At 57.5% G+C, this 15,905-nt stretch carries 17 protein-coding genes; 8 read left to right on the forward strand and 9 right to left on the reverse strand.

Annotation, left to right across the window (positions count from 1 at the left end):
* Positions 1–95: 95 nt before the first annotated feature.
* From VFX97_04430 to VFX97_04440, 3 genes are all read left to right on the forward strand, one after another.
* Positions 96–1,112: a hypothetical protein gene (locus VFX97_04430; protein HEX5702441.1), complete on the forward strand. Its 1,017-nt coding sequence runs from the start codon at positions 96–98 to the stop codon at positions 1,110–1,112.
* A gap of 11 nt (positions 1,113–1,123) precedes the next feature.
* Entirely contained in the window at positions 1,124–2,194 is a 1,071-nt protein-coding gene (locus VFX97_04435; GenBank protein HEX5702442.1) for a dienelactone hydrolase family protein, read from the forward strand.
* 234 nt (positions 2,195–2,428) lie between these two features.
* On the forward strand, positions 2,429–2,878 hold the full coding sequence (locus tag VFX97_04440) for a hypothetical protein (protein ID HEX5702443.1): 450 nt from the start codon (positions 2,429–2,431) through the stop codon (positions 2,876–2,878).
* Positions 2,879–2,898: 20 nt separating this feature from the next.
* On the opposite strand, the gene VFX97_04445 is transcribed toward VFX97_04440, so the two are convergent.
* On the reverse strand, positions 2,899–3,885 hold the full coding sequence (locus VFX97_04445; protein HEX5702444.1) for a hypothetical protein: 987 nt from the start codon (positions 3,883–3,885) through the stop codon (positions 2,899–2,901).
* A 126-nt stretch (positions 3,886–4,011) separates the two neighbouring features.
* Here VFX97_04445 and VFX97_04450 point away from each other — a divergent pair, with 126 nt between their 5' ends.
* The gene (locus tag VFX97_04450; GenBank protein HEX5702445.1) at positions 4,012–5,406 is read left to right on the forward strand and encodes an IgA Peptidase M64; all 1,395 of its coding nucleotides are present in this window, start codon (positions 4,012–4,014) and stop codon (positions 5,404–5,406) included.
* Between the two features lie 4 nt (positions 5,407–5,410).
* On the opposite strand, the gene VFX97_04455 is transcribed toward VFX97_04450, so the two are convergent.
* From VFX97_04455 to VFX97_04490, 8 genes are all read right to left on the reverse strand, one after another.
* Positions 5,411–5,974, reverse strand: a complete 564-nt coding sequence (locus VFX97_04455; GenBank protein HEX5702446.1) for an AAA family ATPase — start codon at positions 5,972–5,974, stop codon at positions 5,411–5,413.
* A 36-nt stretch (positions 5,975–6,010) separates the two neighbouring features.
* Positions 6,011–6,190, reverse strand: a complete 180-nt coding sequence (locus tag VFX97_04460; protein HEX5702447.1) for a hypothetical protein — start codon at positions 6,188–6,190, stop codon at positions 6,011–6,013.
* 12 nt (positions 6,191–6,202) lie between these two features.
* Positions 6,203–6,679 (reverse strand): hypothetical protein, encoded by a 477-nt coding sequence (locus VFX97_04465; protein ID HEX5702448.1) that lies wholly within the window; start codon positions 6,677–6,679, stop codon positions 6,203–6,205.
* A gap of 36 nt (positions 6,680–6,715) precedes the next feature.
* Positions 6,716–6,874: a hypothetical protein gene (locus VFX97_04470; protein ID HEX5702449.1), complete on the reverse strand. Its 159-nt coding sequence runs from the start codon at positions 6,872–6,874 to the stop codon at positions 6,716–6,718.
* Between the two features lie 87 nt (positions 6,875–6,961).
* Positions 6,962–7,546 carry a nuclear transport factor 2 family protein gene (locus VFX97_04475; GenBank protein HEX5702450.1) on the reverse strand — a complete coding sequence of 195 codons (585 nt, stop codon included), beginning with the start codon at positions 7,544–7,546 and terminating at the stop codon, positions 6,962–6,964.
* A gap of 142 nt (positions 7,547–7,688) precedes the next feature.
* Positions 7,689–9,293 (reverse strand): DUF3108 domain-containing protein, encoded by a 1,605-nt coding sequence (locus VFX97_04480; protein HEX5702451.1) that lies wholly within the window; start codon positions 9,291–9,293, stop codon positions 7,689–7,691.
* Between the two features lie 123 nt (positions 9,294–9,416).
* On the reverse strand, positions 9,417–10,148 hold the full coding sequence (gene pyrF, locus VFX97_04485; protein ID HEX5702452.1) for an orotidine-5'-phosphate decarboxylase: 732 nt from the start codon (positions 10,146–10,148) through the stop codon (positions 9,417–9,419).
* Between the two features lie 57 nt (positions 10,149–10,205).
* Positions 10,206–11,309: a quinone-dependent dihydroorotate dehydrogenase gene (locus tag VFX97_04490; GenBank protein ID HEX5702453.1), complete on the reverse strand. Its 1,104-nt coding sequence runs from the start codon at positions 11,307–11,309 to the stop codon at positions 10,206–10,208.
* A gap of 136 nt (positions 11,310–11,445) precedes the next feature.
* On the opposite strand from VFX97_04490, the gene pyrR reads away from it, so the two are divergent.
* From pyrR to VFX97_04510, 4 genes are all read left to right on the forward strand, one after another.
* The gene (gene pyrR / locus VFX97_04495) at positions 11,446–12,015 is read left to right on the forward strand and encodes a bifunctional pyr operon transcriptional regulator/uracil phosphoribosyltransferase PyrR (protein ID HEX5702454.1); all 570 of its coding nucleotides are present in this window, start codon (positions 11,446–11,448) and stop codon (positions 12,013–12,015) included.
* A 124-nt stretch (positions 12,016–12,139) separates the two neighbouring features.
* A complete protein-coding gene (locus VFX97_04500) occupies positions 12,140–13,162 on the forward strand; it encodes an aspartate carbamoyltransferase catalytic subunit (protein HEX5702455.1) in 1,023 nt (340 codons plus the stop codon).
* Positions 13,163–13,165: 3 nt separating this feature from the next.
* Positions 13,166–14,533, forward strand: coding sequence for a dihydroorotase (locus VFX97_04505; protein ID HEX5702456.1), 1,368 nt, complete (start codon positions 13,166–13,168; stop codon positions 14,531–14,533).
* A 225-nt stretch (positions 14,534–14,758) separates the two neighbouring features.
* Positions 14,759–15,892: a hypothetical protein gene (locus VFX97_04510; GenBank protein HEX5702457.1), complete on the forward strand. Its 1,134-nt coding sequence runs from the start codon at positions 14,759–14,761 to the stop codon at positions 15,890–15,892.
* The last annotated feature ends 13 nt before the right edge of the window (positions 15,893–15,905 follow it).

Below are 15,905 nucleotides of genomic sequence, written 5' to 3' on the forward strand. Positions count from 1 at the left end.
GCGATGCGGGTGGGGGCGTATAATCGCCTCGCTAGCCAACATCAGCTCTCCTCGACAATTGAAGGTTTGTCTCGCCCAAAGCTCAGGAGGTGCACATGAAATCACTCGCAGTCAGGCTGACTCTGTTATCAGCGGTTCTGTTTTGCGTCACTTTGTTGACGCCCACAATCACGTGGGCCCAGGACAGTAAACCCATTCCTGAGAGTCCACCCCCCGAGAGTAAGCCGGAACCGCCACCGAGTCCGCCGGCGGAAGCACCGCGAAATGATCCACCGCCAAGCCCGCCAGCGGAAAGCCCGAGAAATGATCCGCCTCCCAGTCCGCCAGCGGAGTCACCACGTTCTGAAAGGCCATCAAGTCCTCCGGCGGAATCACCGCGGTCTAATCCGGCACCGAACAGCGGCGGTGGCCGGAACTATGACGGCGGATCTTCGAGAGACAATAACGATAATCGCCGAAACGACAACGACCGCCGGCCTAACGAAGACGGTGGACGAGTCCGGGGAACAATGTCGGGCGATGGCAGCGGCAATCGTCGCGACCGTGTGATCGAAACTGAGGCCGGTGACATAGTAGCTCCGGGCCGCACGCACGCCTCAACTCCGGACAGCGCCAGTCCGGGCGGTAACAATTCCGGTAGCGGGAATTCCGGAGGCAGTGCCGGCAGCGGCGGTGGTAATCGAGGTGGCGGTCGCGATGGAAGAGACCGCCATCGTGATCGGGATGGCGACCGGGGCCGTTGGCGGGATCGCGATGGAGATCGCCGTGGCCATCGTCATTATCGCGGCGATGAGTGTTACCAGGTGCCGACTTACGATGACACCGTCACGTACAGCGCGGCTAGTTATCCGGATTACGATCGGGACGATAGTCTGGATGCATACGACCTTGGATACAACGACGGGCTCTATACCGGCGCAAACGACGGCCGGCGCGGGCAGACATACGATCCCGAGCGTTCTCACTTTCACAAACGGCCGGTCGGTTATCATTCCAGTAAAGGGAGTCGCGCGGACTATGAACAGGCTTACCGCGATGGCTTTCTCCGCGGGTATCGCGAAGGCTACCAAAATTGGCAGAAATATTTTGTAGGAGGAAGATTCAAGCGGTAACCAACCGAACCATGCAAACAACCAACATCAAGATGCCTCGGCGCATTCTCGTTCTGCCCGTGACGTTGCTCGCGGTGGCGTGGTCGGCCTTCTTTGTGGTTGAGCGCGCAGCGGCCCAACAGATGGACGCGCATCATCACTCGCCTGCGGTGGACGTCGCGAACGTGCCGGAGGTGACCCAGGAGTGGGCGAAGGCGCAACTCGGAAAGTCGCCGCGGCACCGTGAATGGGTGAAGGTAAAGTATGGCAATCGTGAAGTAAACAGCCTGGTCATCTATCCCGAAGTGAAAAAGAAAGCGACGGCCCTGGTGGTGATCCACGAGATCGGCGGCTTGAGCGATTGGGTGATGCAACTCACGGATGAATTGGCTGAGGCAGGTTACATCGCCATCGCGCCCGATCTTTTGTCCGGCATGGGGCCGAACGGCGGCGGCACGGCCGACGTTGCCACCAAAGGCGGGAATGCCATAGGCCAGGCGATTCGCGATTTGCCACCGGATCAGATAACCGCTGATCTGAATGCGGTGGCGGACTATGTCGCAAAGTTGCCGGCGGCAAATGGAAAAGTTGCCGTCACCGGTTACTGCTGGGGTGGCACGCAGTCGTTTCGCTTCGCCATGAATCGGCCGACATTGAAAGCTGCGTTCGTCTTTTATGGCACCACGCCAGGCAGTAACGCACAGGGACAGCCCTACGCCGTGGATCAGGCCGGGTTGGCGCGCATCAACGCGCCGGTCTATGGCTTTTATGCCGAGAATGACGCGCGTGTGAACGCGACGATCCAGCCGACGGTCGAAGCGATGGAAACGATGAAGAAAGCCTGGAAGGATGCCAGCGGCACTCCCGAAGGTAAGAAAGCGGTGAAATACGATCCCGTGACTTACGCGGGCGCCGGCCACGGATTCATGAGAGCCGGCGAGCCGAATGCGCCGGAGCCGAAAGCACCCGCGACGACCGGCGACGAAGCCGCGGACAAGAAAGCTAAGGAAGACTACGACAAAGCAATCACGATGTATCGCGCCAATCGCAAAGCGCGCGACGACGCCTGGGTTCGGTGGAAAGGCATCCTCGCGAAGCTTTAAGCGAATAGGTTGTATCTTAGAAAGGCTCGCCCGCGCGTGGCGAGCCTTTTTTGTCTCCCTCCCCACATGTGGGGAGGGATTAAGGGTGGGGTTAGCGGTCGCCTAGCCTCTCCCCCGACCCCTCTCCGCGAAGCGGAGAGGGGAGGACTGAGCCAAAATAACGCAAGGCGACAGCATGCGCTGAAGCGGATTTGGCCTTCCAACTGTCTTGTTCAAGACTGTAGACTGGTACTCATGAGCTGGACTGAAGCCGAAACATCAACCCATCAGGATCACGTCATCAAGCACGTTCTCGGCGCCACCGTGCTCGGGTGGACGATTGCCGGCGAGGCCGCGCACCTGCTGCTCGACATGGGATTTTTGTGGACGATCTATCTCGATGGCGAGATGAATCTGTTGCCGCAGGGCGTCGCGATTGCGGAAATGGATGGCGACGATGTGAACAGCGCCGACCGGACTGAACTGGCGTTCGATGCGGATCTACTGCTCAGTGAGGGCCGAGACGCTACCGGACTAAAAAGATTCATCAGCGCGCCCGAGGAATGCCTGATTCAATCTGTCGACGTGTTTGCGGCAGATTCAATGCGGCGAATAGCCATCCGCGGCGAAGCGAGCACGATCAATGTCGAAACGTCGGCTGAGGCTGGCGAGGTGACCGTCCGCACCGCTAAGGCGGCGGTGTGAGAGCAGGCGATCTGTTCTCCTCATCGCGAATTCATTGTGCCGGTTGACAGGCTCACTTCAACGATCTGCAACTTGCCAGGCATTGCGGCCGGACCGGGAATCTTGGGCCGGTTTCTGGTCAACCAGGCAAGATCGTTGTCATACACAATCGCCAAAGTCACCGCATTCTTTTTTCTGTCGTACGACAGGACGGTCAGTCCTTCTGCTTTCATTTCCTTCTCAAACACATCGCTGCTTAGTGGCTTCACGTCCGTAAAGGTATCGGTTGACTTTGGCTGTGCCCGGGGCAAGTCCTCTTCAGGGACAAACCAGAGCCGGTTACCGTAGAACGAGTTGTCCCGCGAATTCTCAGTCGTCGTGATGATCAAAAAGCCGCGTAGCTCCGGCACATACTCGATCGATGACAGATGCCACTCCACAGCCTGTGTCATTTGCGCTTTGAACTTAAAGAAAGGCGTCAGGGACAGTGGCTGGGCATTATCGAAGGCGCTTCGATAGACTTTGATTTCGCCAGATCTATCACGAATGCCAAACGAGACTTCCGTGTGCCCGTCGAGTTTCCGAACCGCTAAACCCTCGATTTCGAGCTTAGTATTCAGCGGTTTTGACGTCGGATTTATATGCTTAGCCTGTCGCTCGTCAAAGTGGAAACTGAATAGCTGCGAACGGGAACCGATGAGGTAATAGTTTCCTTCCGGGTCTTTCGCCATTGCTTCCCAATCCAGATTCTTCTGGACTGTTCCGACCGGCAAGGCTTCGCCGGCAATCTTGCCGGTGGTTGAATCGACCACCACAAGACCAGGTTGTTTATCGTCGGCCACCAGAAGCTGAGTGCCCGATAGCGGCACCAGACCGGACGGTTCAACGCGCTCATTATTGAGGGCCACTGTCTGTGACACCGTAATCCTGATTTCCTGCGCGCGAGCCGGCGCCGCGGTAACCATGACCACGAATCCGATCAACAGAACCAGCCTGGCTGCGTCAGCAATGGCGGTAAATTTCTTCATACAGTAAATCGATTCTCCAGATTCAGTGGTTAAAATTCTTTCGAAGTTTCAGAGGTGAGTCAAGCGGATAACCGACGGTCACAACGCGTTCCAGTCTGAAATGCTTACTAAGTTACAATGGGGTTCATGAATCACATCCTTTCGGTCCTGAAACTATTTCTGCTGGTTGCGTGTGTTTCGTTAACTTCATATGCCGCGCCGCAGACCATGCGGCTCGACTATTTCCACACCGGCGACGCCAAACACGAAACGTTCAGTTTCGATCGCGTGGTCATCGAGCCTTTGCCCTGGCCCGGCGACATGACGAAAACGATCGACCCGACCGACTACGGCAAATATTTTTTCGAAGTGCGCGAGGCGAAAACGAACCGCGTGTTGTATTCGCGCGGCTTCGCGTCGGTTTATGGCGAGTGGGAGACAACCGACGAAGCCGGTCGTGTCATGCGGACGTTTAGCGAGTCGCTGCGCTTTCCCGCGCCGGATGCGCCGGTCGAGATCGTGCTGCGAAAGCGCGACGCGAAGAACAAATGGCACGAGGCCTGGAAATTCTCGATCGATCCCAAGGACATGTTCATCGATCGATCGAAGCCCACCGCGCCGGCGCGGCTGATCCCAATTCAGCGTATGGGGGATCCGGCAACGAAAGTAGATCTGCTTCTGCTGGGCGACGGTTACACTGCGCGCGAGCAAAGCAAGTTCGTAGCCGATGCGCGGCGTCTGATCAAGGTCCTGTTTGAGACTTCACCTTTCAAAGAGAACCGCACGGCGTTCAACGTCTGGGGTCTTTGTCCGCCCGCCGCGCAATCAGGTATTTCGCGACCGTCAACCGGCATCTATCGCGACTCGATTTCGACTTATGACGCGTTCGGTTCCGAACGTTACATCCTGGCCTTCGACAATCAGCGGCTGCGCAAGGTCGCGCAGTTTGCGCCGTACGAGTTTATCGAAGTGCTGGTGAACGGACGGACGTACGGCGGCGGGGGAATCTTCAATCTCTACAGCACGGTTGCGGCGGACAACGCGTTCGCGCCTTATGTGTTTGTGCATGAGTTCGGGCACCACTTCGCGGCTCTGGCTGATGAGTACTACACGTCCCCGGTCGCTTACGCCCCCGCCGCGGAACGCATCGAGCCCTGGGAGCCGAACGCAACCGCGCTGCTCGATAGGAAGAACCTGAAGTGGAAAGACCTCGTCGATGCCGACACGCCGCTTCCGACGCCCTGGAGCAAAGAGGAGTTCGAAGCCTACTCGCGGCAATACAGTGCGCGGCGCGCGCAGCTTCGCAAAGACAATCGGCCGGAAGCCGAAATGGAAGCGCTGTTTCGCGAAGACCGTCGCATGGTCGATGCGATGATGGCGAAAGAGAAGTACAACGGGCGAGTCGGTGCTTTCGAAGGCGCGATGTACGAAGCCAAGGGATTCTACCGGCCGCAGGTGGACTGCATCATGTTTTCGCGAACGGATTTCTTCTGCAAGGTTTGTAAGCGCGCGATTGAGCGCGTGATCCGGTTGTACGCCTGATAGGTCAGAACCCGGATCGACAGTGTTGGGATCCGGCGCTCAGCCGCCGGAGGATCGTCTTAGCGACTTGGGACGCGCTCGCCTGCACGGTGTTTACCGGTTCCCCGAAGTGCTCATCTTCATGTGACGCGACACACAGACGCGCCTTTCGCACGCTCCAGTCAACAGCGCGGGCGCGGCCGCGCCGGCTCCTGGCGCCGAGCCGTTCGAGGATCGTCGCCAGATCCGCTCTCAGGCAGAACACGCGAACATTCGGGTCGAGCGATTTCAGACCTGCCACCACCTCATCGAAGTACTCACGGCGGCTGAAGGCCATCGGCACGATTACTGCGCCGGTTGTAACTGTCTGAAAAAGCCGCACGCCAGAGATAACCGACCTTCGCCACAGGTCGATGTCCTGGAAGTCATCGGTGCCGGCGCCACGCAGTTTTACCCACCTCGGCAATCGCATCAGAATTGAGCCGGCCCATTCCGGGTTGTAGACCAAACTTCGTGGGACGCGACGGCGGAGAAGGCGCGCGACGGTGCTTTTACCAATACCGAATGAGCCATTGATTAGGATGATCATTACTAAACTCGACAGGCAAAGCGGCGAACGCATAACTTAGGTTGCAGCACGGGCCTTTCGCACGCACAACACCGCCAACAGCAACATCACGATTGCGATGACTACCTGTGACGGTGATAAGCCGCCGCCAGTTGCCATCCGCTCAACAGTGCGGAACAGGGCCAGCACGCCAATCAATCCGAACAAAGCCGTAAGAGCATACCTGAGGATTCTCATGCGGTTCCTGACTTACCCCCGCGCGGGACGACGCCTGTGCGTGTAATAGACTCTGCACTCATTGACTGGCGTCCCGTCGTCCGTTTCCAGGTTGTAGCTGACTCGGATCCGGTACCACCCGGTCTTAGTGAAGATTGGTTCGTCATCAGTGCTGACACGGCCATTTGCCTCAGCCGTGACAATCTTAAGCAGCTTCATTTTTTCAAATGCATACCAGCTGGCGGTCGCGGCTTCGTCATTCGGCTCCCACGATCGCAACCAAAAAAACTTATTGTCAGGACCAAGGATCGCCAGGTCCCGGCCGTGAGGGACGGACATATTGAGCGTAAGTGTGTCACCCAGATAGAGCCTGCCGGGTGAGCATCTCAAGCTGACCTTGCGCGCTATATCTCTGGCCGAAGGTTGTGGCTTCGTGTCTTGCCCGAACGCACTATGTCCAGCGAAAAGAGTGACGATCATCAACAGTAGGGCGGGTAAGAAACGTTTCATAACAGTCCTCACGCTTCGACTTGTCTGATAGTGGGCCTATCCGCCGGCTCGGCGGCTCTGAGCAAGAAGGATGATTCCAAGGACGAGAAAGGCCAGACCGATAGCCAGAAAGGCGCGTTGTCCGATGGCGCCGAGCGTGATGAAGGCGATCCCGACGGTCAGGAAGGGAGCGCCAATGTATTTTGTGGCTGTCATGATCTGCCTTTCGCCGCTCCGATCTACTGGCGGCTAGGTTTCACTGCACTCAGCTTGTTTCCAAATTCCGTTGAGCTAAGTGAACGGTCACTGATTGGGTTTGTAAGGTTTGTCGTCGAGGAGCAGATCCCCGTCACGAATATTATCTACGCGGTACAACTTCCACCCTTCGACAGTTTTCTTCCAGGTCTCGCGCTGCACGACGGCGCTTTCGACCTTGTGTAATGTGCCATCTGGAAAGCGTTGCATCCGAACAGTCTTTTGACTTATGTCAGCGCTCGCCAAATCGCCCTCCACCTCAATCGTTCCGATTTGATTATCCTGTGAGATGAAATGGTCGATTCTCTCGAGGAAGAGTCGGGTACGCGTCTCCATGTAAGCCCGCGTGTTTACCGTGCCGTCCGGCGTGACCGTGTGAAAATCGTCGGCGCGCAAAGCCATGATTGCCGCCAAATCTTTTGCCTTGAATGCCGCCATGTTGCGGGCGTACCAATCCTCGATCGCCTTACGCACGGGTTTGGACTTGTCCCGCGCAATCGTCCGGCCGTCTTTAGTTTTTGTCTTACCTTCGTCCGGTGACGTCTGCGACCGATCACTCTGTGATTGCGCGACAAGCGGTGTCGAGTAACTAATTAGCAGAGCAAAACCGGCAAGCAGCAAAATGTTTTTCATTGTTTCCCCTTCCGAACTCTTATTCCTGCACGTCTAAGAAAAACCTTCACGGCGAGGCTGAGTGCCGACAGAACCGACTATGATGCGCTTGTAGATCTTTTGACATCAGATGCCGTTCGAATCTCAGGGATAACGAGAGTTGTTAGCGCGGCGTGTTAGCTCTGATTGTGAGATCCGCGCGCACAGGTCCGAGCGGCGTTACTGCCTCAATCCTCAGCGGCAGGTGTCGGTAATCATCACCCACCCAAAGTCGCAGTTGCAGCCGGTCAGCGGCGCCGTCATCGCTGGTTAATGTCAGCAGCAGCGCGGGGACCTTTTGACCGTTAAGCTCAATCGTTTCCCGCTTCTGCGCCGTGACAAACAACGTGCGCGGCTGGTTGATAGCGAGTATCGAAATCGCGTTTCGCTTTGCCTGTGACAGAGCGGTCGAGGGCGGCGACAAATCAAACGTGCGAATTGCATAGAGCAAAGAAATCAAGTCGTGCGTGCCGACCGGGATTTCGATGCGCGTTCGAGTATCAGTCGTTACCGCGCCACGATTCTGATCGATGCTGTAGCCGCGCGTGCTGCGCCAGGTGCCCTCCGCGAAATTCATCTCAGTGCGAAAGGGAAGTAACGTTTCCGGATCCACGTAGGACGAAATCTTGTCGTTGACGTAAAACACGCGCGCCCCGGCGTTCGTCGTTTGCGCAGTCGCCGTCAGCAACAGTCCATCACGATTGAAATAACGCCCGCGCGCGGCCACGGAAAAACTCGCTGACCCAACGGCCGGTCCGGTCGCGCCGAGAAACACCTGGTAGTTCAATTGTTCGCCGACATTGAACGGAAGATTCAAACGAGTGGCGGACACCGGCGTGGTCGGGCTCGGGACTGGCGTCAACGCTCGCCCGTCAGAAGGTGGCACGACTCGCGGTGGCGTGGGCGTCGCAGTTGGCGGCGGGGTGTTCAGCTGCGACGCAGCCAACTCTGCACGAATCTCTCCGTCTTTGTGTTTCGCCGTGACCAGCACCGGCACATGCCATTCATCTTCCGTGAGATACACACGAATGTTTGAGAGCGGTCCCGAACTGGCACTCACGCGCGCGACGAGCGTGTTGAATGAGCCCACCTTCGTCTTGATCAGTTGGCGGTCGATGATTTTAACGTCGGCCTGGTAATCCTGCGTGTCGATGCGTACGTTAATTGAGAACGAGGAACCTTCCGACAAAGGCATCGCGCGGATACGGTAAACCGTGGACAGCAAGTCGTAAGTACCAAGGACCTCGCCTGCGCGCCTTCCGGGAATTGCTTCAGTTCCGGCAGCCTGGTTGTATTCGCTGGACGCTTCAGTCGCACGGCCGGCTTCGCGCACTACTGTCTGCGACCGGTAAGGCAATCCGGTAAAAGTATCGACGTAGCTCACATAATCGTTATTCAGGGCGAGCAGCGCCACGTTGACTATGCCAGTAGTTTCGACATGCGCGCGAAGTTCGATGCCTTCGCGATCGAAGTAACGGCCACGACCGGCGATATACATGTCGACATGCGCGGCGCTTACGAACTGCGCGAACGACACGTCGTAGGTCAACCGCTCACCGACGCGATACACCGCCGCATTGAACGGCTGGACTGCCGCTTCCGGCTTTTGCTGCGCGAGTACACCCGTGAACGTCAAGATCAGGGCGGCCAGACATGCTGCGATTAGTGAGGTGACTTTTCGGTGCACGTTTGAATGATAAGAGACAGGTAAGGGGCGACGCAACGTCATTCCTAATCAACGCTTTGCAGCGGGCTTTGTTCCAGATGAAAGCAACCGATGAACATAGATCTTTACGGATAAGAAAATGCAACTCTATCGGTGCTGATTCGTGTGTATCTTCTGTGGCTCATGTCAGTTGCTGAGCGCCTTGGTCATATCAACCACGATGCCGCGCGCAGCTTCAATTCGATTCACGGCGGCGGTAATCGGCCGGCCCACGACAAGATAATCAGCGCCGGCACGCACCGCTTCCGCGGCGGTCATCGTCCGGCGTTGATCGTTCGCGGCATCAGTGGCAGACCGGATGCCGGGAGTAACGATCAGGAATTTTTGTTGAGCTACCGACGAGCGGATCAGTCCGATTTCCTGCGGCGAGGCGACCACGCCGTCCAGGGCGCTGTCGGCGGCGGCGCGGGCGAAGTGGGTCACAAGCTGTCTCGCGGCCCTGTCGATACCAATGCCGCCGAGCGTCTCGTCGTCCATGCTGGTCAGCAGCGTCACCGCGATCACCTTCGGTCTGGCGATCCCTTCGCGCTCCGCAGTCTCGGACACCGCATCGGCAGTGCGCTTCATCATCTCCACTCCGCCGCTCGCATGTACATTGAAGATTGAAACGCCCAGCCGGGTCGCTTCGACGCCGGCGGCCGCGACGGTGTTAGGAATGTCGTGGAATTTCAAATCGAGGAAAACTCTTCCGCCCTTTGCCACAATCTCGCGCACGATGTTAGGTCCCGCGGCGGTGAAAAGCTGCGAACCGATCTTGAACATGCCGGCAACACTGCGCAGTTCTTCGAACAGCGCCAGCGCGCTGTCGGCATTCTCGACGTCGAGAGCGACGATTAATTTGTTTTGTGCGTTCTGCATTACAGATCTTCGGTAAGCATGCCTCTGGCATGCAGCACGCCGGAGGCGTGCGTACCGTCATGCTCGACAGCCCACTGCTTCATCCAGCGATACGAATCCTTCTTTTGAAACGAAGTGACGCAAACCTTCATTGATCCGGCGTGCAATACCCGGCCCTTCGTAAATGAAGCCGGTGTAAATTTGAATCAAACTCGCACCGGCGCAAATCTTTTCCCACGCGTCTTCCGCTGTGAACACTCCCCCAACTCCCACGACGGGCATTGTTCCATTGGTCAGACGATAAATCATGCGAATGACTTCGTCCGAGCGACGGTTGATTGGCGCGCCGCTCAAACCGCCCTCGCCGATCTCAGCGACCCGCGCATTCGATGTCTGCAATCCTGCACGGTTAACGCTCGTGTTGGTCGCGATGATACCTGAGACTTCGTTTTTCTGCGCAACCGCGAGGATCGCGCTAAGTTCGTCTTCGCTGAGGTCGGGCGCGATTTTTACGAGCAGCGGGCGTGGCGCCGTCAGCGAATGCTTTTCCGCAAGCTCGCGATTGCGACCTTGCAAAGAGGTCAACAGGTCATTGAGCAGGTCCGGCTGCTGCAATTCGCGAAGCTGCGGCGTGTTCGGCGAGCTGACATTCACCGCGATGTAGTCAGCGATTTCGTAAACGATTCCGAATGTCTTCAGATAATCGGGAATCGCTTTTGCGACAGGGACGCTGCGCGACTTGCCGATGTTGATTCCCAGCACGCAATCCGCTCGGTGCTTTTTCAAGTTCTTCACGACCTGCTTCGCGCCGGTATTGTTAAAACCGAGCCGATTAATAAGCGCCCGATCCTTCGGCAAGCGAAAAATGCGTGGCTTAGGATTGCCGGGCTGCGCTTCTCCCGTCACAGTTCCAACTTCAATAAATCCAAATCCGAGTGCGCTTAACGCGTCGGTCGCTTCACCGTTCTTGTCGAAACCCGCAGCGAGGCCGACCGGGTTCGAAAAAGTCAGCCCGAACCTTTTCAGTTTTCCAAACGGCGCTCGTTTGTGGCGCTTTTCGACTGCATGGCGAACGGCTTCGACGCCCAACGCTCCGGACAGCGACGACAGAGCGAAGTGGTGCGCCGTCTCTGCCGGCAGGCGAAAGAGAATTGGACGGACGATGGAACTGTAAAGTGACAAGTGACGAGATTACAGTGACAAGTGACAAGTGGCGAGCGACAAGTTCGCCGGCCCGACGTTGAGTTTAGCCGTAAGCCTGTTTTCTTGTCACTCGCAACTTGTCTCTCATCACTTCTGTTGTTAGTATCTGACGCCGGTGGAATTCACTGAAAAGGCCCGCATCATGGACGACGCGCGAATCAATCGCGCGCTTGCCCGACTCGCTTCTGAAATCGTCGAAGAAAATCACGGACTAACGGATCTGGTGTTGGTGGGAATTCGTCGTCGGGGTGTGCCTTTGGCGAACCGGATCGCCGACAAAATAGAGGATTTGGAAGGCACGCGTCCGCCGGTTGGCATCCTCGACATCACTTTGTATCGCGACGATCTTTCGACGGTTGGGGCAAAACCAATTGTCAGCGGGACTGAATTGCCGGGCGACATCGAGAACCGCACGATTGTTCTGGTTGACGACGTGCTCTACACCGGGCGCACTGTGCGCGCGGCGCTGGATCAGTTAATCGATTTCGGCCGCCCGCGACGCGTGCAACTCGCCGTCCTGGTCGATCGGGGCAACGAGCATCGCGAGCTGCCGATTCAGGCCGACTACATCGGCAAACATGTGCCGACGAAGAAGAGTGAGATTATTAAAGTGATGTTGACGGACTTTGACGAGGACGAAGGAGTCCTGATCGTCGAGCGACCCGCAGCCGAAGCGGCAGCGTGAAGCGGCCTCCGAGGCCGCTTTTTTTATGTTAGTAGTCAGTTGTTCGTTGTCAGTCGTCAGTTGTTCTCGAACCTCCGGCATTTGCAACTGACCACTGACCACTGACCACTGACAGTTTTTTCAGATGAAACACCTTCTGGGCATTCGCGAACTCTCGGCCGAGCAAATCACGCATCTGCTCGATACTGCTGAGTCGTTCCGCGATATCTCAAAGCGGGAAATAAAAAAGGTGCCGGCGCTGCGTGGCCGCACCGTAATCAATCTTTTCTTTGAAGCATCCACGCGCACGCGCACTTCGTTCGAGATTGCCGCGAAACGTTTGTCAGCCGACGCGATCAACATCAGCGTGTCGACGTCGAGCGTCTCGAAAGGCGAGACGCTGCTGGACACGGCCCGCAATCTTCAGGCGATGTCACCCGACTGCATCGTCATCCGGCATGCTTCCGCCGGCGCGCCTTATCATCTGACGCGCGTGTGCGATGCCGCCATCGTCAACGCAGGCGACGGTTCGCACGAACATCCGACCCAGGCGCTGCTGGACGCGCTCACGATTCGCGAACACAAAAATGGCATCGAAGGTTTGAAGGTCGCGATTATCGGCGACATCCTGCACTCGCGCGTCGCGCGCTCGAACGTTTATCTGCTGTCGAAATTAGGGGCAACGGTGAGCGTCGCCGGGCCGGGGACGCTCGTCCCGCGCGAATTCGCGGAATTAATTGAACAGGGCGTTCGAGTTGAGCAACGCATCGAAGACGCGGTGGCCGATGCCGACGTGGTGATGGTGTTGCGAATTCAGCGCGAGCGTCAGACCGATGCCTTCTTCCCGTCCATGCGCGAATACGCCGTGCACTACGGTTTGCACCCGAATCATCTGAGTCTTGCCGCGCCCGACGCGATTGTCATGCATCCCGGACCGATGAATCGCGGCATCGAGGTTTCTTCCGAGATAGCTGACGGCGGCCGGTCACTGATTCTCGATCAAGTCACAAACGGCGTAGCCGTTCGCATGGCGGTGCTTTATTTGCTGGCCGGATCTGAACATGCTGAGTTGCCGTCCGTGCATCCGGGTGAAGATGATCTGGAATCGCGCGCCGCGGGTGGCGTGCGCGGCAGGACTCGACATCAAACGCGGGGGACTCGCAATTAAACGATGCGCCTCTTAATCAAAAACGGATACATCGTCGATCCGGCGCAGGGAACCAACACCGGTAAGAGTCTTTTCATCGAAGACGGCCGCGTGGTCGGACTTGCCAGCCACAGTGATGCGACACCCGAAGACGCCGAAGTGATCGACGCCACAGGGTTGATTGTGGCTCCGGGCTTCATCGACATGCACGTGCACCTGCGCGAGCCGGGCCAGGAATACAAAGAGACGATTGCCAGCGGCGCTGCAGCAGCGGTGGCCGGCGGCTTTACGACCGTGTGCGCGATGCCGAACACGCATCCGGTTAACGACAACGCGGCAGTCACGCGATTTGTGATCGAGCAGGCTGAGCGCGCGAATCTCGCCAGCGTGCTTCCGATCGGCGCGGTCACAAAGAACTCCGACGGGTCGGAGCTCGCCGAGATGGGTGAGATGAAAGACGCCGGGATTGTCGCGGTGTCCGACGACGGGCGGCCCGTGCCGACTGCGGCGATGATGCGTCGCGCCATGGAATACGCGCGCGGATTCGATTTGCCGATCATCGATCATTGTGAAGACAAGTCGCTCGCGCGCGGCGGCGTAATGCACGAAGGCCATTGGTCGCTCGTGCTCGGCTTGCGCGGCGCGCCCGCGACGGCCGAAGAAGTTGACGCTTTGCGTGATTGCGCGCTCGCTGAGCTCAGCGGCGCTCGCGTTCACCTCGCGCATCTTTCGACACGCGGGGCGATTGCGGCGGTGCGGCGGGCAAGAGAACGAGGGCTGTCCGTCACCTGCGAAGTTGCGCCGCACCATTGGACGTTAACCGACGACGCCGTGGCGGGAGAGCGTGACGCGCCGGCTTACGACACGAACACCAAGATGAACCCGCCTTTGCGCAGTCGCGATCATGTCGAAGCAATTCTCGAAGGCCTGGGTGACGGCACTGTAGATGCCATCGCCAGCGACCACGCGCCGCATCATGCTGATGAGAAAGAGCTCGAATTCGATCAAGCTCCGTTCGGGATTATCGGTTTGGAAACTTCTGTTGGCTTAGCTATGGATGGCCTGGTGAAGCATGGCGTGATCTCGCTGGAGCGCTTCGTAGAACTCTGCGCGACAAATCCCGCGCGCATTCTCAAGCTTGAGGACCGGGGCGCGTTCCGGCCCGGCGCGCGAGCCGACGTAACGATTCTCGATCCCGAGATGATCTGGACGTTTGATGTTTCGCGCTCGGCATCGAGAAGCCGAAACACGCCATTCCACGGGCGCACGATGACGGGCGCGGCGGTGGCGACAATCGTCGCCGGGCGCGTTGTTTTTCTTCATCCGGATTTCAGCCGGCTCAACACCTCGCCGCCGGGAACCCTCGCCAGCGCGGCTCACTCGCGGAAGTGATTGAGTGGCACAGACTTCAGTCTGTGATTCGACTCGCGTCTTTTGTAACTTGAAACCACAGACTGAAGTCTGTGCCACGCCCATTCTGAAACACCCGCCAAAAATGCTAATCTGTTTGGCGTTACAAACAACTCAGTACGCATAGTTAGTCTTTCCCCCAACGGACTGAGGGATTGGCAGTGGCATCGGTTGCCGATTCGAAACTTACAGATTGAGGGGATATCCGTGTTCAGAAAATCGTCTCGCATATTTATCGCATTCGTCGTCGTCTTAGCAGGAACCGCTTTCGCGAAAAGCGCGGCAGCTCAACAAGTGTGCTTCTCGCAAGAGGAGCGCGAACGCGCCGAGCGCAGCGCGATGGTTTGGCGCGCGCCTCATCCGGGTTATGACCCGGTGCTGGGCTACAACGTGGCCGACGGCCCGCGCCGCGGTTCGCCACCGGTTGATGCGAATGGGCTGGCGCGCCCGATTCAATGCGTCGCCAATAAGGATGAAACCCCCGGAGCGGGTACAACTCCGAAATTTCATTGTTCGGTGCCGGGCAATGTTGACGGTGATGGCGAGCTGGTTCGCTACAAAGTGAAGCCCCACTTCAAAGGGCAAGCGAAGGACCGCCGCAACGGAGAAATTCAGGGGGAGTTCCTGTCGTCAAGATTCTCACAAGCGCTTGGTTTCTTTGCCGATGATGAATGGGTTGCGGATGTGAATTGTCCGGACTGTCAGAAGAGTCTGACGAAAAGTTTTCAGGGCGCGCAGTGGACGCCGTTTCAACCCGCGGCCGGAATCGAGATGTCACTCGGACGTGGTATCGATGTGAACTGCAACAACAAAGATTCAGCCGGGCTGTCTGAAACTCTCGCGAAGCTCTCAGGTACCGCGCCGCGCGCACAGATCGATGCGTTCAAACTTTGGCTGGGATTCATCGATCACGGTGATACCAAAACCGACAATCACAAGATCGCTTGTCTCGATTCATCCAAAGAAGGCAACCAGCGCAGGTGCAAACCCGGCGAGGCCGTCTTCTACGTCGGCGATATGGGATCAACGTTCGGTTACTCAAGCGCCAGCGAGAACAAAGCGAAACTCGAAGGTTGGAAGAAAAAAGATCCGATCAAAGTCAGCGATGGCCAGTGCACGACCGCGGCCAAGAGTGTGGGCGATGCGAAGATCAGCGAAGCCGGCCGGCAGCTTCTGGCCGAAGGTCTGCAAAGGCTGCTGGAGGCCGAAAAAACAAACGGCACAATCACCAAGGTCTTTCGCGCTTCACGCAACGCCGAGCGCGATCGACCGGCCGAGGAATGGACGGCCGAGTTCACGCGCAAAGCCAACATGATCATTACCGCGCGGTGCTCGAACTAGGTCTCAAACTGGT

It is taken from the genome of Pyrinomonadaceae bacterium, assembly GCA_036277115.1.
In the GTDB taxonomy this organism is placed as follows: Bacteria; Acidobacteriota; Blastocatellia; order Pyrinomonadales; family Pyrinomonadaceae; genus UBA11740.

What these genes read in the sequence shown, in the direction of transcription:
- VFX97_04480 (HEX5702451.1), bottom strand. Translation starts at nt 9,293, where the DNA reads ATGACGTTGCGTCGCCCCTTACCTGTCTCTTATCATTCAAACGTGCAC.
- VFX97_04440 (HEX5702443.1), top strand. Translation starts at nt 2,429, where the DNA reads ATGAGCTGGACTGAAGCCGAAACATCAACCCATCAGGATCACGTCATC.
- VFX97_04455 (HEX5702446.1), bottom strand. Translation starts at nt 5,974, where the DNA reads ATGATCATCCTAATCAATGGCTCATTCGGTATTGGTAAAAGCACCGTC.
- VFX97_04465 (HEX5702448.1), bottom strand. Translation starts at nt 6,679, where the DNA reads ATGAAACGTTTCTTACCCGCCCTACTGTTGATGATCGTCACTCTTTTC.
- VFX97_04500 (HEX5702455.1), top strand. Translation starts at nt 12,140, where the DNA reads ATGAAACACCTTCTGGGCATTCGCGAACTCTCGGCCGAGCAAATCACG.
- VFX97_04470 (HEX5702449.1), bottom strand. Translation starts at nt 6,874, where the DNA reads ATGACAGCCACAAAATACATTGGCGCTCCCTTCCTGACCGTCGGGATC.
- VFX97_04430 (HEX5702441.1), top strand. Translation starts at nt 96, where the DNA reads ATGAAATCACTCGCAGTCAGGCTGACTCTGTTATCAGCGGTTCTGTTT.
- pyrF (HEX5702452.1), bottom strand. Translation starts at nt 10,148, where the DNA reads ATGCAGAACGCACAAAACAAATTAATCGTCGCTCTCGACGTCGAGAAT.
- VFX97_04450 (HEX5702445.1), top strand. Translation starts at nt 4,012, where the DNA reads ATGAATCACATCCTTTCGGTCCTGAAACTATTTCTGCTGGTTGCGTGT.
- VFX97_04445 (HEX5702444.1), bottom strand. Translation starts at nt 3,885, where the DNA reads ATGAAGAAATTTACCGCCATTGCTGACGCAGCCAGGCTGGTTCTGTTG.
- VFX97_04475 (HEX5702450.1), bottom strand. Translation starts at nt 7,546, where the DNA reads ATGAAAAACATTTTGCTGCTTGCCGGTTTTGCTCTGCTAATTAGTTAC.
- VFX97_04435 (HEX5702442.1), top strand. Translation starts at nt 1,124, where the DNA reads ATGCAAACAACCAACATCAAGATGCCTCGGCGCATTCTCGTTCTGCCC.
- VFX97_04505 (HEX5702456.1), top strand. Translation starts at nt 13,166, where the DNA reads ATGCGCCTCTTAATCAAAAACGGATACATCGTCGATCCGGCGCAGGGA.
- VFX97_04460 (HEX5702447.1), bottom strand. Translation starts at nt 6,190, where the DNA reads ATGAGAATCCTCAGGTATGCTCTTACGGCTTTGTTCGGATTGATTGGC.